The organism is Lacticaseibacillus baoqingensis (assembly GCF_003946165.1).
Lineage (GTDB): Bacteria > Bacillota > Bacilli > Lactobacillales > Lactobacillaceae > Lacticaseibacillus > Lacticaseibacillus baoqingensis.
The window spans coordinates 41,947-63,264 of record NZ_RHOI01000014.1; the positions used below are offsets into that span (position 1 = coordinate 41,947).

Genomic DNA, 21,318 nt, shown 5'->3' on the forward strand with positions numbered 1-21,318 from the left:
GATCCGCGAGCAAGTCGTATAGACTCGCTCGCGGATCTTTTTTTGCGTCAGCTTATACCGCTAACAGGCCGCTGATCGTAGCGGTGCTGGTAAAAAGCGGGACTTGGTGGCTCAGAGCATAATAGTTCAAGGGACTGGCGGTGTTTTGGTGGGCATCGAGGTTCAAGACCGCCCAGGGTTTTGCAGTCGGCGGTGTGCCGGCAAAAACTTGGATCGTGATGCCTGCTTGGGTCAGTTGCGCTTTTAATGGCGCTGCCGGTTCCGCACTGCATACCAAGATGTCGCCGGCTTGCGGCAAGGTGCAATGGTAGCTGTCAAATAAGGCTTTTTGCATGGCTTGCGGGTAGGTGGCTGCTAAGCCGATGGTTTCGCCGGTGGACTTCATTTCTGGCGCTAAGCCGGTGGCCATGCCAGGCAGCTTGGTGAAGGAAAAGACTGGGGCTTTGATCGCCACGCCGGCAGGGGCTTTGGCACACCCGATCGGCAATTGCAGGTCCGCTAAGGTCTTACCTAAAATCAAGTTGGTCGCCAGTTTTGCCAGGTGATAGCCAGTGACTTTGCTCATGAATGGGACCGTACGGCTGGCGCGCGGGTTGACGTCGATCACATAAAGCTGATCGGCGACGATAAATTGGACGTTCATCATCCCGACACAATGGACCGCTTTGCCGATCGCCGTGGCCGTGGCAATGATCTGGTCTTGTTGCGCCGCCGTCAAATGCTGCGGCGGGAAGATCGCGATCGAGTCGCCGGAATGCACCCCAGCGCCTTCAAGATGTTCCATGATCCCAGGGATGAAGACGTCTTGGCCGTCGGATAAAATATCGACTTCACACTCCATCCCTTGCACATCATGGTCGATCAAGATCGGCTGATGCGGGGCGGCGGCGATGGCTTTTTGGACATATTCGGCCAGTTCAGCTTCATTATGCACGATCGCCATGGCCCGCCCGCCGAGGACAAAACTCGGCCGGACCATGACCGGATAACCGACAACTGGGGCGATCTGGCGCGCTTCTTGAAGATTCATGGCCGTGTCGCCTTTAGGCTGATTGATGTGCAGCTGCGCCAACAAAGCTTCAAATTCATGCCGGTCTTCAGTCTGATTGATCCCCGCCAGGCTGGTGCCTAAGATCTTGACGCCGTTAGCGACTAAGCTTTTGGTCAAGTTGATGGCGGTTTGGCCGCCGAATTGCACGATCACGCCAAGCGGTTGTTCCAAGTCGATGATCTGCATCACCGATTCGGTGGTCAAAGGCTCGAAGTAGAGTTTATCTGAGATCGAAAAATCCGTTGACACGGTTTCGGGATTATTGTTAACGATGATCGCATGGTAGCCGGCAGTTTGGATCGCTTGGACACAATGGACGGTGGTGTAATCAAACTCGACGCCTTGGCCGATGCGGATCGGCCCAGAGCCAATGACAAGGATGCTGTTGCCAAGCGGTTGGCTTTCGTTTTCTCCAGGAAAAGCGGTGGCATAAAAATACGGGGTCTGCGAGGCAAATTCACCGGCGCAAGTATCGACCATTTTATACACCGGAGCCGGCAGCAGCGCTGCCACGACTTCTGCGGTGGTGTCAGCCGCTTGGGCGATCATCTTCGCAGTAAAGCCCAGCTGATTGGCGGCGACGGCTTTGGCAGCCGTCAGTGTGCCGGTTTGCAACCCGACTAAAGTCGCCCAGATGTGCTGCAGCTTGTGCAGGAAAAATAAGGTGATCTGGGTATGCGCTTGGATCTCTTCGAGTGACCAGCCTTGATGCAGTGCCTCAAATAAATAAAACAGCCGCAGATCAGTAGGGTGTTCCAATGCCGCGACTAACTCAGCATGGCTGGGTGTGGTTTTCGGCAGCAAGGTGGTTTGCATTTGCGCGTCGAGTTCTAACGACTGCACCGCTTTTAACAAGGCTTCTTCCAGCGTGGTCCCAATGCCCATCACTTCGCCGGTGGCTTTCATTTGGGTGCCTAAGTGGCGATCTGCAGTGACAAATTTATCAAATGGGAACCGCGGGAGCTTGGCGACCACATAATCCAAGGTCGGCTCAAAAGCGGCAAAAGTGGTTTTCGTGACTGGGTTTTGGATCTCTTGCAAGGTCAAGCCCACGGCGATCTTGGCGGCGATCTTGGCGATCGGATAGCCGGTGGCTTTGCTGGCTAACGCACTGGAACGCGAGACTCGCGGATTGACTTCGATGATGTAATACTGGTCGGAAGCTGGATCTTGGGCCAATTGGACGTTGCAGCCGCCTTGGATGTTCAATGCGGATACGATCTGCAAAGAAGCCGCGCGCAGCCGCTGAAAGGTCGGATCGTCTAGGGTCTGGTTGGGGGCGACCACGATGGAATCGCCGGTGTGGATCCCCACTGGATCGAGGTTTTCCATGCAGCAAACGGAAATGGTCGTGCCCGCGGCATCACGCATGACTTCAAATTCGATTTCTTTGTAACCGGCGATGCTTTTTTCGATCAAGCATTCGGTGTTGGGGGAAAGCTCCAAGCCGCGCTGGCCGATCTTCTTGAGTTCGGCTTCGTTATGCGCGATCCCGCCGCCGGTACCGCCTAAGGTGAAAGCCGGCCGCACGATCACCGGATAGCCGCAGCGTTGGGCAAATTGCAACGCTGCTGGCAGGTCATGGACGGTGAGGCTTTCTGGCACAGGCTGGTGCAAGGTTTCCATCAGCTGCTTGAATTCTTGCCGGTCTTCGGCTTGATGGATCGTGGCTAAGCCAGTGCCCAGCAATTGAATGTGCAGCCGGGCTAAGACGCCGGCATCATCTAAAGCCACCGCCAGATTGAGGCCGGTTTGCCCGCCTAAAGTCGGCAACAGCGCATCGGGACGTTCTTTTTCCAAAATGGCGCTGACTGAATCTAAGGTGAGCGGCTCCAAGTAGATCTTGTCGGCAATATCGTCATCGGTCATGATTGTGGCCGGGTTGGAGTTGATCAACACCACACGATAGCCTTCTTCGCGTAAGGACAAGCAGGCTTGTGAGCCGGAATAATCGAATTCGGCAGCTTGGCCAACGATGATCGGACCACTGCCGATCACGGCGATTGTATGAATGTTTTGGTTCTTAGGCATGGGCAGCGACCTTCTTTTCCATCAGTTGCTTAAATTGTGTGAAGAACCCAAGCGCGTCATGCGGGCCAGGGTTGGCTTCGGGGTGATATTGGACTGAAAACATGGGCAGCCACTTGTGGGCAAGCCCTTCGATGGTGCCATCATCGCCTTCCAGTGCGGTGACGACCAGATCGGTGTTGGTCAAGCTTGCCGGATCGACCATGTAGCCATGGTTTTGGCTGGTGATGATCGCATGCAAGCTGTCGGCGGCATGCACCGGATGGTTGATGCCGCGATGGCCATATGCCATGGGCTGCGTCTTGGCGCCGTTGGCTAAAGCCAGGATCTGGTGGCCTAAGCAGATCCCAGCGGTAGGATACAGGTGCTCAAGGGCTTGGATCAATGGCAGCACGTCGTAGTCGGCAGGGTCGCCAGGGCCATTGGATAATAAGATCCCATCTGGATGCAGGTTTTTGATCATCGCTAAATCAGCCGTGTAAGGGACGACTGTCACCTCACAGCCGAAATCGGTCAATGAATCAATGATCGCCTTTTTTGTGCCAAAATCGATCATCACCACATGCGGCGTCGTGCCGGCGTGCGGCTTGGCCGGATAAGTGCTGTGGCCCAGTTGGGGATGCTTTTTGCATTGGGCAAACAGCTGTTGGTAAGTGGTGTCAAAGTCGCTGGTCAGCGGGGCATTCAATAAGACGGCTTGCATCGTGTGGCTTTGGCGAATGTGTTTGGTCAACGCGCGGGTGTCAACGCTGTGGATCCCAGGCACGTGATATTGTTTCAAGAACGCATCCAGCGTCAAACCGTCAGGCCCGGGTTCGTTTTCTAAAGTATGCACCATCGCGGCTTGGGCTAAGACGCCGGTGCTTTGGTTTTGGGCTAAGTCGATCCCGTAAGTTCCTATTAAAGGATAGGTGAACGTCAGCAGTTGGTTGGCGTAACTCGGGTCGGTCAGCGCTTCTTGGTAGCCGACCATACTGGTGTTGAAGACGACTTCGCCGGCGATTTCAGTGTCGGCCCCAAAGGCGATCCCTTCAAAATGCGTCCCGTCTTGTAAATAGAGATATTTTTTCATGTTGCGCCACCTCGTGATTTTTATACAGTTCATATTCATAATTCGTTGTACATAGTTAACCGCAATCTCGGCTGACTGTCAACTGAATATTCAATATTTATAGGATAAAGCGGCGATTATGCGCTTTATTTTGAATAAATCGTGAATAAAAACTGCAAAAGGCTTGTATTTTTTGGCTGACGGGGTTAAGCTACTGTCATTCAATAATTTGCATAAGGGAGCCATGTTTATGAAAGTCGCGTTAGTCGGCGTCACTGGTTATGCGGGGATGGTCTTATATCAACTGCTCAAAAGTCATCCCGCAGTCGACCAGATCAATCTATACGGGCATGATCTTGATCACGCCGTACCATTATATGAAGCAGTCCCGCAATTTGGACCGACAGAAATGACACCATTGCATCCTTATGATCCTGCTGCGATCCAAGCCGCTAACGACGTGTTGTTCTTCGCCACGTCCGCTGGCGTCACCAATACCTTAGCGGCGCCATTCATCGCGGCACACTTTCCAGTGATCGATTTATCCGGGGATTATCGCCTAAAAGATCCTGCGCAATACACCAAGTGGTATCACAAGACCCCAGCGCCTCAAGCCGCATTGGCCACGGCGCATTTCGGCTTAGCGGATTTTGCCAATGCCAAAGGCCAAACGTATGTCGCCAATCCCGGCTGTTACGCGACAGCCACGCTGTTAGGCGTCGCGCCGCTGATCCAACAACACTTGATCGTCAAAGATTCGCTGATCGTGGATGCCAAGTCTGGCACTAGCGGCGCCGGCAAGAAGCTGACGACCATGACGCATTTCACCCAAACCAACGAAAACTTGCAATTATATGGGATCAACACCCACAAGCACATTCCCGAAATCATGCAAGCCATTCATCAATGGGATCCGGCGATCCCGGCCTTGCAATTCAGCACCACCTTATTGCCGATCACTACCGGCTTAATGGCGACGATCTACGCCAAAGTCGCGCCTGGCGTTGATGGGGCAGCGATTGCTGAGGCTTATGCCCAAACGTATCAAGATGATTTTTTCGTGCGGTTCACTGGCGAACAATTGCCTACCTTGAAACAAGTTGTCGGCAGTAATTTCACCGATATTGGCGCCGTATATAACCCAGTGACCAACACCGTCATGGTGGTCAGTGTGATCGACAACATGATCAAAGGGGCCGGCGGGCAAGCGATCCAAAATTTCAATCAGATGTTCGGATTTGACGAATCAGCTGGCTTGCCCACAACCGTGGCGCTGCCATAACAAATTTTTCAGGAGGAGTTGCTTATGACGATCAATGACACTTTCGTATGGCCGACCGGGTTTTATACTGATGGGGTACAAGCAGGATTGCGCGATAAAAACGACATGGGCTGGCTGGTTTCCAAAGTCCCAGCCGCCGCTGCTGGCACTTACACCACCAGCCAATTCGTCGCCGCGCCGACGAAATTGTGCCGACAATTGATCTCCACGCATCACCGCCTGCAAGCGATCGTGATGAACAGCGTCATTGCCAACTCCTGTACCGGCCAAGTGGGCTGGGATAATGCTTTGGCTGAACAAGCCCAAGTCGCGGAAAAATTAGAGATCGACCCTGAATTGGTCGGTGTCGCTTCTACCGGGTTGATCGGGTCGCAATTACCGATGCAAAAGATCCATGCAGGCATCGCGGCGCTGCAGCTCAAACAAGATGTCGGCGTCACTACCGCGGTGATGACGACAGACACCCATGCCAAGATCGCCAGCACCCAGTTGCTGATCGATGGCAAACAAGTGACCATCACCGGTTTTGCCAAAGGCTCTGGGATGATCCATCCAAAAATGGCGACGATGTTAGGTTTTGTGTTCACCGATGCCAATATTTCCGGGCTGCAGCTGCAAGGCTTGCTATCTGCCAGCGTGGATGAAACCTTCAACCAGATCACCGTGGATGGCGATACCTCGACGAATGATATGGTCACCGTGATGGCCAACGGCTTGGCAGACAATCACTTATTGACGGCTGATCATCCCGACTATGCGGCGTTTGCTGCCGCATTAAGCGGGGTGTTGGCTAAATTGGCGCAAGGCATTGCTGCTGATGGTGAAGGGGCGACGAAATTAGTCGAAGTCAACATCCACCATGCTGCCACCCATGCACAAGCTCAACACGCCGCCAAAGCGATCGTTGGCTCCAACCTCGTCAAAGCCGCTCTTTTTGGCGACGATCCCAACTGGGGACGGATCATTGCCGCCTTGGGGCAAACCAGCGTCAAGATCGATGTTGAACACGTCGCCATCAGCATCAACGGTTTCACCTTAGTCAAAGATTCATTGGCAGTGCCGTTTGATGAAGCCACGGTCAAACAAGCGATGACCAGCCATAAGCTGACGATCGTGGTTGACTTGAATGCTGGCGACGCTGATGGCCAAGCGTGGGGGTGTGACTTGACATATAATTACGTCAAGATCAACGCCTCATATCGCAGCTAGTCAATTTGTGCAGTGGCAACTAAATAATTTGGAGCAACAGGAGGACATTATGCAAGAACTCATCATCGTCAAACTCGGCGGCAATGCCGCGACTCAATTATCGCCAGCGTTTTTCGCCCAATTACATGCCTGGCATGATGCCGGCAAACAAGTCCTCTTGATCCATGGCGGCGGTCCGCAGATCAACGCATGGAGTGAAAAATTCGGCTTGAAGCCAGTCAAAAAAGCCGGCATTCGCGTCACCGATGCCGCCACCTTGCAAGTGACGCAAGCCGTATTGATCGGCGTGGTCCAGCCGCAATTATGTTTGTCTTTGAGCCAACATGGCTTGCCAGCATTAGGGTTGAACACGACAGATGAGCATTTGCTGGTCGGCGATTACCTCGATCAGGCGATCTATGGGCAAGTGGGCGCTGTCAAAGGCGTCAATGCCGTTGCATTGAAGCGTTTTTTGACCGATCACATCGGGGTGTTGGCCCCACTGGCGCAAACTGAAGACGGGACCTTGCTCAATGTGAATGCGGACATGGCCGCAGCAGCAGTCGCTACGGCGATGCACGCGACCAAGCTGGTCTTATTGACCGATGTGCCAGGGGTGTTGGCCAATGGCGCGGTGGTCCCTAAATTATCCCCGCAAAAAGCGGCCCAGCTGATCGCGACGAACGTGATCACCAAAGGGATGCAGCCGAAGATCGAAGCCGCTGCCCATACCGCGCAAGTGGTGCACGAAGTCGTGATCACCGATGCGCTGGAGCATGCCGGCACGATCGTGGAAGCGGCGATCGCCGGCTGAACGCCGAAGCATGCGTTTGGTTTGGCACACAGGAGGAAAACAATGAGCAATCTTTTTAACACATATGCACGGTACCCATTTGATTTGGTCTCTGGCCATGATTGGCATTTGGTTGATAATCACGGCAAGACCTACTTAGATATGACCGCTGGGATCGGGGTTTGCAGCTTTGGCTACAATGATCCGGAAATCACCGGCGCCGTCGAAGCGCAACTCAGCCAAGTTTGGCATACGTCCAACTTGTATGAAAGCCAGCTGCAAGAAACTGTTGGCGGGTTGCTGGCGGGTCCAGATAAGCTCGCGTTTTTCTGCAACTCAGGGACTGAAGCCAATGAAGCGGCTTTTAAACTCGCGCGCAAAGCCACCGGCAAAACGCGGGTGTTGGCGTTTAACAATGGGTTTCACGGCCGCACTTACGGGGCGATGTCTTTGACTGGCAATCCGGCGATCCAAGCCGGGTTTGCGCCATTGGTGCCGGATGTGGTGTTTGCCGATTATAATGATCCGCAAGCGCTTGACCAAATCGATGCGGATCTGGCGGCCGTGATCTTGGAAGTGATCCAAGGCGAAGGCGGGGTTTATGTCGGCGACCAGGCGTGGCTGCAAAGTGTCCAAGCCAAATGCCATGCCACCAACACCTTATTGATCATCGATGAAGTGCAAAGCGGGATCGGCCGCACTGGCTATAAGTTTGCTTATGAGGCGTTTGGGTTGGATCCGGATATCGTCACCATGGCCAAAGCCTTGGCTAATGGGCTGCCGATCGGCGCGATGATCGGCAAAAAAGCGCTGGGTCCAGCCTTTACCCCAGGCAGCCATGGCACGACTTTTGGCGGCAATAAATTGGCTTTATCAGCAGCAGAGCAAGTGTTAACTAAGCTGACGCCGGCGTTTTTAGCCACTGTGCAACAAAAAGCGGATGCGGTGTGGACCACGCTGAGCGACACCATTGCCCCGTTAAAGGCGGTTAATGGCATTAGCGGGATGGGGTTGATGATCGGGATCCATTTGGACGAAAGTGTGCCCGTGGATGCGGTGATCGCCAAGCTGCAAGCGCTGGGGATCTTGACGCTGTCGGCCAAACACAACACGCTGCGCTTATTACCGCCTTTGATCATGTCCCAAGCAGATCTATTGGCCGGGCTGGCGCAAATTGCCACAGTGTTGAAGGAGGCAGCAGTATGAATCATTTTCAAAATCATTCGTTCCTCAAAGAAATCGACTTTACGCCTCAAGAACTCGAGTATTTGATCGATTTTGCCGGTCATTTGAAAGGGTTGAAACAACAGCATATCCCGCATCCTTATTTACAAGGTAAAAACATCGCCTTGCTGTTTGAAAAAACCTCAACGCGGACGCGCTCAGCGTTTACCGTCGCGGCGATCGATCTTGGCGCCCACCCAGAATTCTTAGGTAAAAATGATATTCAATTTGGCAAAAAAGAAAGCACCGCCGACACCGCGCAAGTGTTGGGGCGGATGTTTGATGGGATCGAATATCGCGGGTTTGCCCAAGAGACCGTTGAAACGCTGGCTAAATATTCCGGGGTACCGGTTTGGAACGGCTTGACTGATGAATGGCATCCCACGCAAATGATCGCGGATTTCTTGACCTTAAAAGAGCAGTTCGGCCACTTAAAGGGGTTGACCTTGGCTTATTTTGGCGATGGCCGCTCCAACATGGGCAATTCTTTGATCGTCACCGCGGCGATGCTCGGCGTCAACTTCCATCTAGGAGCGCCAAAGTCATTATGGCCTGCTCAAGCGGTGATCGACATTGCCCAACAATATGCGGATCAAAACGGGTCTGAGCTGGTGTTGACCCAAGACGCCAAGTTCGCGGCTAAAAACGCGGATGCGGTATACACCGATGTGTGGATCTCAATGGGCGAAGACGTGGATCCGGCAGAGCGGATCCAAAAGCTCAAGCCATATCAAATCAATGCTGAACTGGTGGCGGCAACGGGTAAAGCTGACACGATCATCATGCATTGTTTGCCGGCATATCATGATCATCAAACCACTGTTGGGCAGCAATTAGGCGAGCAATTCAGCATGGACGCATTGGAGATCACCGATGACGTGTTCACCTCGCCCAATTCAGTGGTATTTACCGAAGCAGAGAATCGGATGCATGCGATCAAGGCGATCATGGCCGCGACATTAGGCGATTTGTTCATCCCAGACAGTTTGTTTGCATAATCTTGAGCTAAAGCGGCGACCGCTAACGGTTGGCGCTTTTTGTGCACCTTATTTTAGCCAGAGGGAAAAGCCGATCGTTCGTGCTTGTGAATGGCCCTAAAAGGTGGGGCCTCAGCATAAATTAATTAATCTTGATGTCATGTTACCTAACGCAAGTGCTTGCTTTGTCAGAAATACGTTATAACATTAAATGCATATTAGATTCTAAGCATTACATTAAAACCGCGTTGGCGACTGGAAAAGGATGGGATTGCGAATGACAAAAACCTATGTAAACACGTTCCAAAGTGGCGACAAAGAGTACAAATATGCGGATATCGATGCTTTCATGGCGGATCACCAGGCGCAAGTCGTCACCCTTCCTTACACGATCCGCATCTTGCTGGAAGCGGCCTTGCGCCGCGCCAATCATGGCCAAGATCAGCCAGGCGAACTGGCGGCCTTGTTAGATTGGGATCACGCGCATGATCAAGACGTGGCGTATCAGCCTGCCCGCGTCTTGTTGCAAGACTTGACTGGCGTTCCTGCCGTGGTCGATTTAGCCGCGATGCGCGATGCTGTCGTCGCTGCCGGCGGTGATGGGGCGGCGATCAATCCAGAAGTGCCTGTTGATTTGGTGATCGACCACAGTGTCCAAGTTGACAAAGCCGGCACCGATGAGGCCTTTGCGTTTAACGTGAAGCGGGAATTTGAACGCAATCAAGAGCGCTACACTTTTTTGAAGTGGGCGCAAAATAGTTTCACGAATCTGTCCGTCGTGCCGCCTGACACTGGGATCTGCCATCAAGTTAACTTGGAACGCTTAGCTTCAGTGGTGATGACCAAAGACGGTGAAGCCTTCCCAGATACCTTAGTCGGCACCGATTCACACACCACCATGATCAATGGCTTAGGGGTGTTAGGCTGGGGCGTTGGCGGTATCGAAGCCGAAGCCAATATGCTCGGCGTGGCGACGTTGATGCCCACCCCTTTGGTCGTCGGGGTGCATCTCAGCGGCCGGTTGAATCCTGGCGTCACCGCGACGGATCTGGCGTTAACGCTGACGCATCGCTTGCGTGAACATGGCGTGGTCGGCAAGTTTGTCGAATTTTACGGGGTGGGCTTGTCTGATCTGTCTTTGGCGGCACGGGCGACGGTGGCCAACATGGCCCCAGAATATGGCGCAACTTGCGGGTATTTCCCGATCGACAGTCAAACCATCGATTACTTGCGCTTAACGGCCCGTTCAGAAGAACAAATCGCGCTGGTTCAAGCCTATAGCCAAGCCAACCATCTGGCGTATCAGCCAGTCGAAGATGACTTGCGGCATTACAGTGAAAACCTTGAGTTGGACTTAGGCACGGTGGTTCCCAGCGTGGCTGGGCCGAGTCGGCCGCAAGACTTGGTGGCACTGCCAAGCATGCCAGATCAATTCGCATCACGGCGGGACATGCAGCCGTTAGCCGTCGACATGGCCGGCCAGCACTTCGACTTGCACCCTGGAGCCTTAGGGTTGGCGGCGATCACCAGCTGCACCAACACCTCGAATCCAGAAGTATTGTTTGCCGCCGGTTTGATCGCCAAAAACGCCTTGGCTTTAGGCTTGAAGGTACCAGCTTATGTGAAGACCAGCTTTTCGCCGGGATCGCGGGTGGTATCTGATTACTTACAAGCAGCCGGCTTACAAGACTGCTTGGATCAATTAGGGTTTAACCTGACCGGGTACGGGTGCATGACGTGTATCGGCAACTCTGGACAGCTCAAGCCGGAATTACAAGCAAGCGTGGAAGCAACGCCTTATCCGCTGGCCGGGGTGGAATCTGCTAACCGGAACTTCTCTGGCCGAGTGAACCCCAAGATCGTTGACACTTACTTGGCCTCTCCGCCATTAGTCGTGATCTATGCCTTAGCCGGGACCATGGATATCGACTTGACCACTCAGCCAGTGGGCATCAGCAAAGCCGGCCAGCCGGTTTATCTTAAGGATCTATGGCCAAGCGATGCGCAGCTGGAACAATTGACGGCGGCTTATCTGTTCCCAGAACAATTTGCCACCAACTACCAAGCCCTTTACGCCCAAAACGCCAAGTGGGATGAACTGGTTGCCCCAACTGGGGACACGTATGCTTGGGATAAAGACTCCACTTACATTGCGGCGCCGCCTTTTGTCCAAGCAGCACAAGGCCAGCCGACCAGCTTAAGCGGGTTGCGCGTTTTAGCCAAATTAGGCGATTCCGTCACCACCGACCACATCAGCCCGGCTGGCTTCATTGGCCGCGATACCCCGGCAGGCAAATACTTGCAAGCGCATGGGATCAAGCCGCTGGACTTTAATTCTTACGGTTCGCGGCGCGGTCATCATGAAGTGATGATGCGCGGCACCCTCGCTAACATCCGCTTGCAAAACCAACTGGCCCCAGGCACGACTGGCGGCTACACCACGTTGCCAGACGGGACGGGCACCACGATTTTTGATGCCGCGCAAACTTATGCGCAAACCGGCACCCCGCTGGTCGTCTTGGCCGGCAAAGATTATGGCATGGGCTCATCGCGGGATTGGGCCGCCAAAGGGGTGAAAATGTTAGGCGTCAAAGCGATCATCGCCGAGTCGTTTGAACGGATCCACCGGGCCAACTTAGTGATGATGGGCGTGATCCCGCTGCAATACCAACCAGGCGACACGGCTGACAGCCTAGGGTTGACGGGTCAAGAAACGTTTGCGATCACTTTGGATTGCCAGCACCAAACCGCGCATGTCACGGCGACACAAGGTGATCAAACCATTGAGTTTGATACCATCTTGCGGTTTGATACCCCAGCTGATGTCGACTACTATCAAGCCGGCGGCATCATGCCCAAGCTGGTGGCCGCAAAGGTCTAAATGGCAAGGGAGGCTTGCAAATGGATGTACCAAAAGGATTAGCCGGCGTTGTCGTCGAAGAAACCAAGATCAGCTCGACCAAAGACGCCAAACTCACATTCGCGGGCTACCCGGTCGAAGAATTGAAAGACTTGCCGTATCCGGCAGTCGTGTACTTATTGTGGCATCAAGAATTACCCACTGCATCACAGCTCAAGCAACTCGAACATGACCTGGTGGCATCTATGACGTTACCGGCAGAAACGATCCGCTTGATGGAATATGTGGCGTTGGAACCTCAGCATCCAATGAGTATTTTGCGGACGACGGTGTCGCTATTGGGCACTACGAATAATGGCGGTAAGCTGGATGAGCCGCGGCAGATCTTAGGCAAGATGTTGGCGGCGATCGCCGCGATCATACGCTTGCGCGACAGTCAGCCGCAGCTTCGTGTCAACCCGCAATGGGGCGTCGTCGAAAACTTCATGTATCTGTTCATGGGCCGGCGCCCGTCAGCCAAACAGCTGCAGGCGTTCAACACGGTAATGATCTTACATGCCGATCATGAATTCAATGCGTCGACCTTTACCAGCCGGGTCGTGGCGTCGACGCAAGCCGATTTTTATTCTTGCTTGACAGCGGCGGTGTGTGCGTTAAAAGGGCCGCTGCACGGCGGCGCCAATGAACAAGTGTTTAACATGTTACAAGCGATCCGGCATACTGGCGTGGCGCCTCAGCGCTATGTGGATGCGCAATTGGCCGCGCACAAAAAGATCATGGGCTTTGGCCACCGCGTGTACAAAAATGGGGACCCGCGCGCCAAGATCTTACGCGGCATCGCCAAAGAGATCGCAGCAGAAACCAATAACCAAGTGTATTTTGAGATCCAAGAGCAGCTGGCGGCCTATATGTTGAAAAAGCTGGGCTTGCATCCCAATGTCGATTACTACACCGCGGTGATCTATCACTGCCTCGGGTTAGATGAATCAACCTTTACCGTGATGTTTGCGGCTTGCCGCACTGCCGGCTGGCTGGCGCATATCATGGAACAGCGTGCTAACGGGTGCTTGATCCGCCCGGCGTCACGCTACGTTGGTCCAACCGGGCGGCATGTGCCGGCGGCGTCAACAAAACTCGCAACAGAAAGAAGGAAAATCATATGAGTCAACCGATCACGATGCAAGCAGGAAAACTCTTAACGCCAGATATTCCGCAGATCCCTTATATCCAAGGTGATGGTATCGGCCCAGAGATCTGGGCCGCCGCCCGCTTGGTGTTTGATGCCGCAGTCAAAAAAGCCTATGCCGGCAAGCGCCAAGTCGATTGGCTGCCGCTGCAAGCTGGCGAAGCGGCATTTGCCGATACCGGCAAGTGGTTGCCGGAAGAAACGGTAGCAACACTAAAAAGTCATTTAGTCGCGATCAAAGGGCCGTTTACCACGCCAGTTGGTGAAGGACACCGCTCGATCAATGTGACCTTGCGGCAAATGTTAGATCTTTATGCGTGCTATCGCCCGGTACAATATTTCGCAGGTACCCCGGCACCCGTCGTGCATCCTGAGTATGTGAATATCGATGTCTTTCGGGAGAATACTGAGGATATCTATGCTGGGATCGAAGCCGCTGCTGGGACGCAAGAAGCGAATGCGTGGTTAGCGCTCTTAGCGAGTCAAAACCAACTTTCTAAAGTGCGCTTCCCGAATTCTTCAGCATTTTCCATCAAGCCAGTTTCTTCTGAAGGCAGTCGGCGACTCGTCCACGCGGCAATCGCTCATGCATTGCAACATGGTCGTCATCATGTCACCTTAGTGCATAAGGGCAATATTATGAAGCAAACTGAAGGCGGCTTTAAACGCTGGGGCTATCAAGAAGCGCAAGAAAGCTTTGCCGATCAGACCTTTACGATGGCTGAATATAATCGCATCCAAAAAGAGGAAGGCAAGGCTGCCGCTGATCAAGCCTTAACCGCTGCAAAGCATGCACATAAAGTCATTGTAGATGATATCATTTGTGATAACTTTTTCCAGCAAGCGCTCTTGCATGCCGAAAATTTCGAAGTCGTGGCAACTATGAATCTGAATGGGGATTATATTTCTGATGCTTTAGCCGCTCAAGTGGGTGGTATTGGGATTGCCCCTGGGGCGAACATCAATTATGATAATGGACGCGCAATTTTCGAAGCAACTCATGGGACCGCGCCTCAATTTGCGGGACAAGATAAGATGAATCCCACCAGCTTGATCTTAAGCGGCGCCATGTTATTTGACTATGTTGGCTGGCCTGAAGCTGCCGATTTGATCCGCTCTGGAATTGGCAATGCAATCAAGAGCCATCATGTCACGGTAGATTTTGCTACAGATGCAAAGGCAACCGTGTTAGGAACGCATGGATTCGGTGAGTATGTCGCCAAAAATCTTTAATAAGCGAGGCAAACGATCAGCAACGTGTATTTTTAGCAGTATTAACAAAGCGTGAGTGATCACGCATTAGGCGGGTGTCTAAGACAGCTTGACGCGGTGTGGCGTCGGCCGCATGGTGGCGCAAGTGCCTAGACGCCCGCCGTGTGGAATTAGACACGCATGACGGGTGACGGTTAAGACGACTTGGTGACTGTAATGGTCGACAGGATGGCTTAGCCGCCACCTTTTTGCATACAAAAGTTAGAGGTGGCATTGGCATTCGCGTATCTGATTGGATGTTTTGTGGTGAATATGTCGATCGATCAGTTATTGGCAACCTTTCCCACGCGCTGTTTTTAGTAATCTTTGCGGTTTCGTTATTTTTCAAACAATTGCCGCCAACGGTGAGTGATGCTGAGATCATGCGGCTGGATCAGTTGGGGATCCGCGCGATCCGCTTTAATCTTTATCGCGGATCGATGGCGACCTTAGCAGAAATCGAGACCTTAGCCCAGCGCGTTGATCGCGTTGATGTTGCGCTTGCCGCGAGTGTCCGTGGATCATCTGGGCATGACGATCACGCCAGTCAGCACGCTGCAGCGCTTGTTAGCGCATGGCATCGCGATTCGGGTGACTGAATTTGGGCGCATTGAATACAATCGGGACCAGTTGACGGCGTTGCTGCCGCAACTTTATAAAGAAAATCCAGAGGGGCTGTTGTTTGGCACCGACTTGCCGGCAACGCGGGTGCGCTATCGGTTTTCTCGCGCAGATCTGCAGCTGATCGCCACGGTTTTTGACCACGACCAAGCGGCAATCAACCGGGTGCTGTGGAAAAATGGCCAGCTATGGTATCAGCAGTTAAAATAAATTGACGTTATCATGCGGAGAATTTCGTGAAAAAGCCTGAGTGGCTAACCGCGCATAGTTAGCCACCGCAAGAAGACTTGAGGATGTAGCCGCAACAGTCACATAGCAGCAAAAATTTACAAGCAGAATAAGCAAACGGATTCGGGTTAGGGACTTGGGTGGCCTTAAGGGTTAGTCGAGCAGCTTACTGATAATCTGTTTTTTATATTTTAAGAACAGTGATTCACAATTGATAGCAAAATGCGATGTTTTCATTACCGTTAAAAGCGCGGAATTATAATATTGATAAGGATTCTGCCAAGGCAATATTCTTGATGCGGACCATAAATTGTACAGATCTTACCTGTCGAGCAAACAATGATTCACTATATTCGTGGATTTTGGTGGTTGCATTTGATTGATATGCATGGCAGATGAAGTGCTTGACCAACACAGATTCAAGCCATATTCAATGATATTAAAGCGCTTTAATAGCATTGCTGATCTGTTGTCAATTTGTTTGCTATCTGTATCTATCCGAAAATGTCACTTGTTTATTTATATCGTTGTGTTTTTGAAGAAAAACAATCTTAAAACTTAGACCCCTCTATTCCAATAGTGCCTTGTGATATTCTGATCGTGTCAAGCAGATTGACAAATATTATTCGATATAATACAGGCATCTAATTTTTAATTTGATTAGAAATTGTCTGGGGAGGTTGTTATGAATATCGTCCAAAAAAATAGTACGGGACAATTCTTTTCTGTAGAAGCAGCTGCAACTGCAGAAAATATTCAAATTCAAACGTTGCCGTATAGCATTCGTATTTTGCTAGAAAATGCCTTACGCAAGAACGGCGGCAATGTTGCGGCTACGGATGTCCAGAATTTACTTAATTGGAAACAAAATGTTGGGACTTCAGTCGACTTTTATCCTGCACGGATCATTTTACAAGACTATACCGGGGTGCCTTGCGTGGTTGATCTTGCCTCGATGCGGGATGCGGCAGTTAAGCTGGGTATGCCAGCTGAGACAATTAACCCGGCTATTCCGGTGGATCTTGTAGTTGATCATTCAGTGCAAATCGATAAGGCGGGTAATCCTGCCGCGATGGCGTTCAATATTAAACGTGAATATGAACGGAACACTGAACGGTATAAATTGCTTAAGTGGGCTCAAAAATCATTTGATAATTTCCAGGCAATTCCGCCTGACACTGGGATTATTCACCAGATCAACATTGAACACCTTTCACCAGTGGTCCAGTTTGACCAGAAATCGAATACGTTGTATCCAGACTCCGTATTTGGAACCGACTCGCATACGACCATGATCAATGGGCTGGGTGTGCTTGGATGGGGGGTCGGTGGTATTGAAGCTGAAGCATGCATGTTAGGTGAACCATCGATTTTCTCAATTCCAGAAGTCATCGGCGTCCATTTGACTGGGACCTTACCTTCAGGGGTTGTCGCCACTGACTTAGCGTTGAGCATGACGCAGGTATTGCGCGAAAATAATGTGGTCGGCAAGTTTGTTGAATACTTCGGCCCTGGTTATCAGCAGTTGGGGGTTGCCGATCGGGCGACGCTTTCGAATATGGCACCTGAATATGGATCTACTTGTGGTTATTGCCCATTTGATGAAAATTCGATCGCATACTTGAAGTTAACCGGCCGCGATGATGAATTGATTGCACGGACGACTGAATATATGCGTGATAACGCATTGGCTTATCAAAGCCAAAATGATGCTCAAGTTCAATATTCGCAAGTGATCGAGTTTGATTTATCAAAAGTGACCACTAGCATTGCCGGACCGAAGCGGCCTCAGGATCGGATTGCGTTAGGAGAAGCGGCTGCTGAGTTTAAAAAGGCCGTGGAGGCCCCACTTGGCAATCATGGATTTGGGATGTCGCGTGAGAATTTGAAGGATAATGTCCCAGTTGATCTTGATGGCGATCACGAAACGCTTCGGACAGGGGATGTATTGATCGCTGCTTTGACGAGTTGCACGAACACTTCCAACCCAACCGTTTTGATTGGTGCTGGATTACTCGCTAAAAGGGCGGTAGAAAAAGGGTTGAAAGTTTCTCCTAAAGTTAAAACTTCCTTTGCACCAGGGTCTCAAGCAGTGACCCGATATTTGACGGCAACCGGCTTGATGCCATACTTGAATGATTTGGGCTTCAACATCGTGGCTTATGGCTGCACGACTTGCATTGGGAATGCTGGTCCGCTGCATCCTGCAATTGAAGAAGCGCTTCAAAAAACTGATATGGCTTGCGCTGCGGTACTTAGTGGTAACCGAAACTTTGAAAGCCGAATTCATCCCTTGATCAAAGGTAATTACCTCGCATCGCCGATTTTGGTTGTTGCTTATGCCTTAGCAGGTAACATGTTGGTCAACTTACAAACCGAATCACTTGGTAATGATCAAAATGGCCAACCAGTTTATCTGAAAGATATTTGGCCAACGACTGCTGAAATCGAAAAATATGCAAAACAGTTTGTTAATTCAGCAACGTATAAAGCTGCTTACAAAGATATTTTTGATGGTCGAGCTGAATGGAATCAATTGGATGTCCCAGAGTCAGAAACCTTTGCATGGGATGACGACTCTACTTATGTTGCCAACCCGCCATATTTCGACGATCAAATCGCCCATAAGGCGGTCACACCAAAAGTAAAGGCACTCAAAGCGTTAGCAGTGGTTGGGGATTCTGTGACGACGGATCATATTTCACCAGCAGGTTTCATTCCATTAGATTCACCTGCAGGAGAATATCTAACGGCACATCATGTAAAGGGTCGCGACTTTAACTCTTACGGGTCTCGGCGTGGTAATCATCATGTGATGGTACGCGGGACTTTGGCTAATACCAGACTAAATAATGCGTTAGGTCAAGGTAAGCAAGGCGGCTATACCACTTATTGGCCAACGAAAACGGTTATGCCGATCTTTGATGCGTGCCAGAAGTATCAACAAGATGGTACAGGGTTGATCATCCTTGCCGGTAAAGATTATGGGATGGGATCTTCAAGAGATTGGGCCGCTAAAGGCGTGAAGTTATTAGGCGTCAGTGTCGTGATCGCTGAATCTTTCGAACGGATTCATCGTTCTAATCTGGCCATGATGGGGATGTTGCCGTTGCAGTATGCAGCAGGTGACACCGCTGAAACGTTGAAGCTGGATGGATCGGAAACATTTAGTGTTGAGCTGCCAGAGCAATTGCAACCTAAACAAGAATTACTGGTAAAAGCTGAAAAAGAAGATGGTTCCGTTGTCGAATTCAAGACCACTTTGCGGCTGGATTCTTTGGCTGAAATCAAGTATTTCCGGATGGGTGGCATCTTGAACCAAGTCTTAGCCGAAGAAGAATAGGTTGTTTTTACTCGATTCATTTAATGAAGATAAGGGATGAATTAAATGACTGATGCTATTTTGATAATATTGGCAATTGCACTATCTATCTATTTAGGCGAAGTTTTTAACATCAATACAGGGTTAGTGGCCTTGGCATTTGCGTACCTGATAGGTTGCTTTGTTGTTAATATGTCGGTCGATGATTTGTTAGCTACTTTTCCGACCCAACTGTTTTTGGTTATCTTTGCAGTTTCACTTTTCTTTAATTTTGCGGTCGTCAATGGCACCTTAAACAAGGTTGCCAGTTGGTTGCTCTATAAATTTAGAAGATTTAATTTCTTCTTACCGCTCCTAGTGTATTTCATTACAGCGCTAGTCTCTGGATTAGGGGCCGGTTTCTTTACTTCTGTTGCGATCATGGGTGCCATGGCAATGGTTTTGTGCCGTTCTTCGGACATGAACCGCATGCACGCGTCATTTGCCGTTGGTTTAGGATCGCTTTCAGGTGCGAACTTCATGCCGAGTGCGCATGGTGTTTTGTTTAAATCACTTTTCTTGCAGACAAAGTTAGCCGGACAGGCTGACTCTTTGGTAACCAATATCTTTGTTGTTTCTTTTGTTTACCCGATTATCGTTCTGCTGATAATGCTGTTTACATCGAAGCATGCGGGTAAAAAAGGCACCGTAGATGTTAAAAAGCCAGAAGCGTTTTCCTCGAAACAAAAGGTTAACTTGTGGTTGATCATTCTCCTAATGGTCCTGGTACTATTTACACCAGCGCTAGCAAAGTTCTTGCCGCACGTCCATTGGTTGGCTAAAGTGGCTCCTCATATTGATATTAGTTTCTTGGCAATTGTTTTTTCCATCCTGGCATATTTGCTGAAGCTTGCCGATAAACCAGATGAGGTGCTGAAGCGGGTTCCTTGGGACACAATCTGGCTGGTCAGTGGGGTCGGAATGCTGATTGGGGTCGCAGTAAAGGCTGGTACAATTGATTTACTGGCCTCCTTAATTTCACACTTCCCTTCAATTTTGGTACCAGTACTGTGTTGCATCATCGCTGGGATCATGTCCATTTTCAGCAGTACTTTAGGTGTTGTCGCCCCGCTTATGTTCCCAATGATTTATGGGATTGCTCAAAGTTCCGGGTGGAGTCCAAGTTTGTTGGCTGTGGCAATTATCATTGGTGCACAGTCCACTACACTAGCACCATTTTCTACCGGTGGTAGTTTAATTCTAGGTGAAAGTGGAATTGAAGATCCAGTTGAGCAACGCCATTTCTATAACGACTTATTATATAAAGCGACACCATTGGGAATGGGTTACGCAGTTGCAGCAACCATTGTACTGATGTTTATTTACAGATGATAAGTGATTTTGACAGGTGTCCAGGAGAAGAAACATGCAGAAAATATTTGATGCACATTTTCACGTCATTGATCCCAAATTCCCACTAACAGAGAACAATGGATTTTTACCAGACCCATACACTGCCGAGCAGTATCGAAAAGAGTGCCAGGATTTTCCATTAGAATTTGTTGGTGGGACCGTTGTATCAGGCTCCTTCCAAGGGTATGATCAGTCATATTTCGGTGCGGCGTTGTCTGCCTTGGGAACTGATTATGTCGGCGTCACGCAATTACCAGTATCGACGACTGATGAAGAAATTTTAAAGCTTAACAAGTTGGGCATTAGAGGAATTCGCTTTAATCTGTACCGAGGGTTAGATACCCCTTTGACGGATATCGAATTACTGGCAAAGCGAGTTTATAACCTAGTAGGATGGGGAACGGAATTCTATATTAATTTGAATACAGCGGATGATGAACTCAGACAATTAATTTTAAAGTTGCCCAAGACGTCTATCGACCATCTTGGGATGACTGTAGTTCCAATCGATGATTTATATCGATTTATCACTCATGATGTGCGTATCCGTGTTTCGGGGTTTGGTCGGATTGCGTACGAAAGGGATCAGGTGAAGACGATGTTACCTTTGCTGTACCAAAAAAATCCGCACAGCCTGATGTTTGGTACTGATTTGCCGGCAACTCGCGCCAAATACCGATTCTCAATGGATGATATTTACTTGATTCGAGAAGCACTATCAAACGATTCGGAAGCAATTGATGACATTCTCTATCGGAATGCCCAAAATTGGTATTTGTAAAACTTTCCCGCGTTTTACAATCAAGTTAGCCACTATCATTAGCACTCAGACAAAATAAAAAACACCAAGTCGATACGACCTGT

The 21,318-nt window shown here is 50.5% G+C and carries 14 protein-coding genes; 12 read left to right on the forward strand and 2 right to left on the reverse strand.

Annotated elements, in window-relative coordinates; translation table 11 throughout:
• Positions 1-52 precede the first annotated feature (52 nt).
• Together carB and EKM91_RS07435 are read right to left on the reverse strand one after the other, a co-directional pair.
• The gene (gene carB / locus EKM91_RS07430; protein ID WP_125752090.1) at positions 53-3,082 is read right to left on the reverse strand and encodes a carbamoyl-phosphate synthase large subunit; all 3,030 of its coding nucleotides are present in this window, start codon (positions 3,080-3,082) and stop codon (positions 53-55) included.
• Positions 3,075-4,151 (reverse strand): carbamoyl phosphate synthase small subunit, encoded by a 1,077-nt coding sequence (locus EKM91_RS07435; RefSeq protein WP_125752093.1) that lies wholly within the window; start codon positions 4,149-4,151, stop codon positions 3,075-3,077. Before EKM91_RS07435 ends, carB begins: the two co-directional genes overlap by 8 nt.
• Before the next feature lie 229 nt (positions 4,152-4,380).
• On the opposite strand from EKM91_RS07435, the gene argC reads away from it, so the two are divergent.
• The 12 genes from argC (at position 4,381) to EKM91_RS07500 (ending at position 21,235) form a co-directional block, all read left to right on the forward strand.
• Positions 4,381-5,412 (forward strand): N-acetyl-gamma-glutamyl-phosphate reductase, encoded by a 1,032-nt coding sequence (gene argC, locus EKM91_RS07440; RefSeq protein ID WP_125752097.1) that lies wholly within the window; start codon positions 4,381-4,383, stop codon positions 5,410-5,412.
• Between the two features lie 24 nt (positions 5,413-5,436).
• On the forward strand, positions 5,437-6,621 hold the full coding sequence (gene argJ, locus EKM91_RS07445; RefSeq protein WP_125752100.1) for a bifunctional glutamate N-acetyltransferase/amino-acid acetyltransferase ArgJ: 1,185 nt from the start codon (positions 5,437-5,439) through the stop codon (positions 6,619-6,621).
• A 49-nt stretch (positions 6,622-6,670) separates the two neighbouring features.
• A complete protein-coding gene (gene argB / locus EKM91_RS07450; protein WP_125752102.1) occupies positions 6,671-7,414 on the forward strand; it encodes an acetylglutamate kinase in 744 nt (247 codons plus the stop codon).
• Between the two features lie 42 nt (positions 7,415-7,456).
• Complete coding sequence (locus EKM91_RS07455) at positions 7,457-8,599, forward strand: acetylornithine transaminase (RefSeq protein WP_125752105.1); 1,143 nt, start codon at positions 7,457-7,459, stop codon at positions 8,597-8,599.
• A complete protein-coding gene (argF, locus tag EKM91_RS07460; protein WP_125752108.1) occupies positions 8,596-9,615 on the forward strand; it encodes an ornithine carbamoyltransferase in 1,020 nt (339 codons plus the stop codon). The genes EKM91_RS07455 and argF overlap by 4 nt, the downstream gene beginning before the upstream one ends.
• Positions 9,616-9,871: 256 nt before the next feature.
• Entirely contained in the window at positions 9,872-12,475 is a 2,604-nt protein-coding gene (gene acnA / locus EKM91_RS07465; protein WP_125752111.1) for an aconitate hydratase AcnA, read from the forward strand.
• A 20-nt stretch (positions 12,476-12,495) separates the two neighbouring features.
• On the forward strand, positions 12,496-13,617 hold the full coding sequence (locus EKM91_RS07470; RefSeq protein ID WP_125752114.1) for a citrate/2-methylcitrate synthase: 1,122 nt from the start codon (positions 12,496-12,498) through the stop codon (positions 13,615-13,617).
• Positions 13,614-14,873, forward strand: a complete 1,260-nt coding sequence (gene icd / locus EKM91_RS07475) for an NADP-dependent isocitrate dehydrogenase (RefSeq protein WP_125752117.1) — start codon at positions 13,614-13,616, stop codon at positions 14,871-14,873. Before EKM91_RS07470 ends, icd begins: the two co-directional genes overlap by 4 nt.
• Positions 14,874-15,371: 498 nt before the next feature.
• Positions 15,372-15,722, forward strand: coding sequence for an amidohydrolase family protein (locus tag EKM91_RS07485; protein ID WP_164508502.1), 351 nt, complete (start codon positions 15,372-15,374; stop codon positions 15,720-15,722).
• A gap of 703 nt (positions 15,723-16,425) precedes the next feature.
• A complete protein-coding gene (gene acnA, locus EKM91_RS07490; protein ID WP_125752122.1) occupies positions 16,426-19,083 on the forward strand; it encodes an aconitate hydratase AcnA in 2,658 nt (885 codons plus the stop codon).
• 45 nt (positions 19,084-19,128) lie between these two features.
• Positions 19,129-20,433, forward strand: coding sequence for an SLC13 family permease (locus EKM91_RS07495; protein ID WP_125752125.1), 1,305 nt, complete (start codon positions 19,129-19,131; stop codon positions 20,431-20,433).
• 34 nt (positions 20,434-20,467) lie between these two features.
• Positions 20,468-21,235 (forward strand): amidohydrolase family protein, encoded by a 768-nt coding sequence (locus EKM91_RS07500; RefSeq protein ID WP_125752128.1) that lies wholly within the window; start codon positions 20,468-20,470, stop codon positions 21,233-21,235.
• The last annotated feature ends 83 nt before the right edge of the window (positions 21,236-21,318 follow it).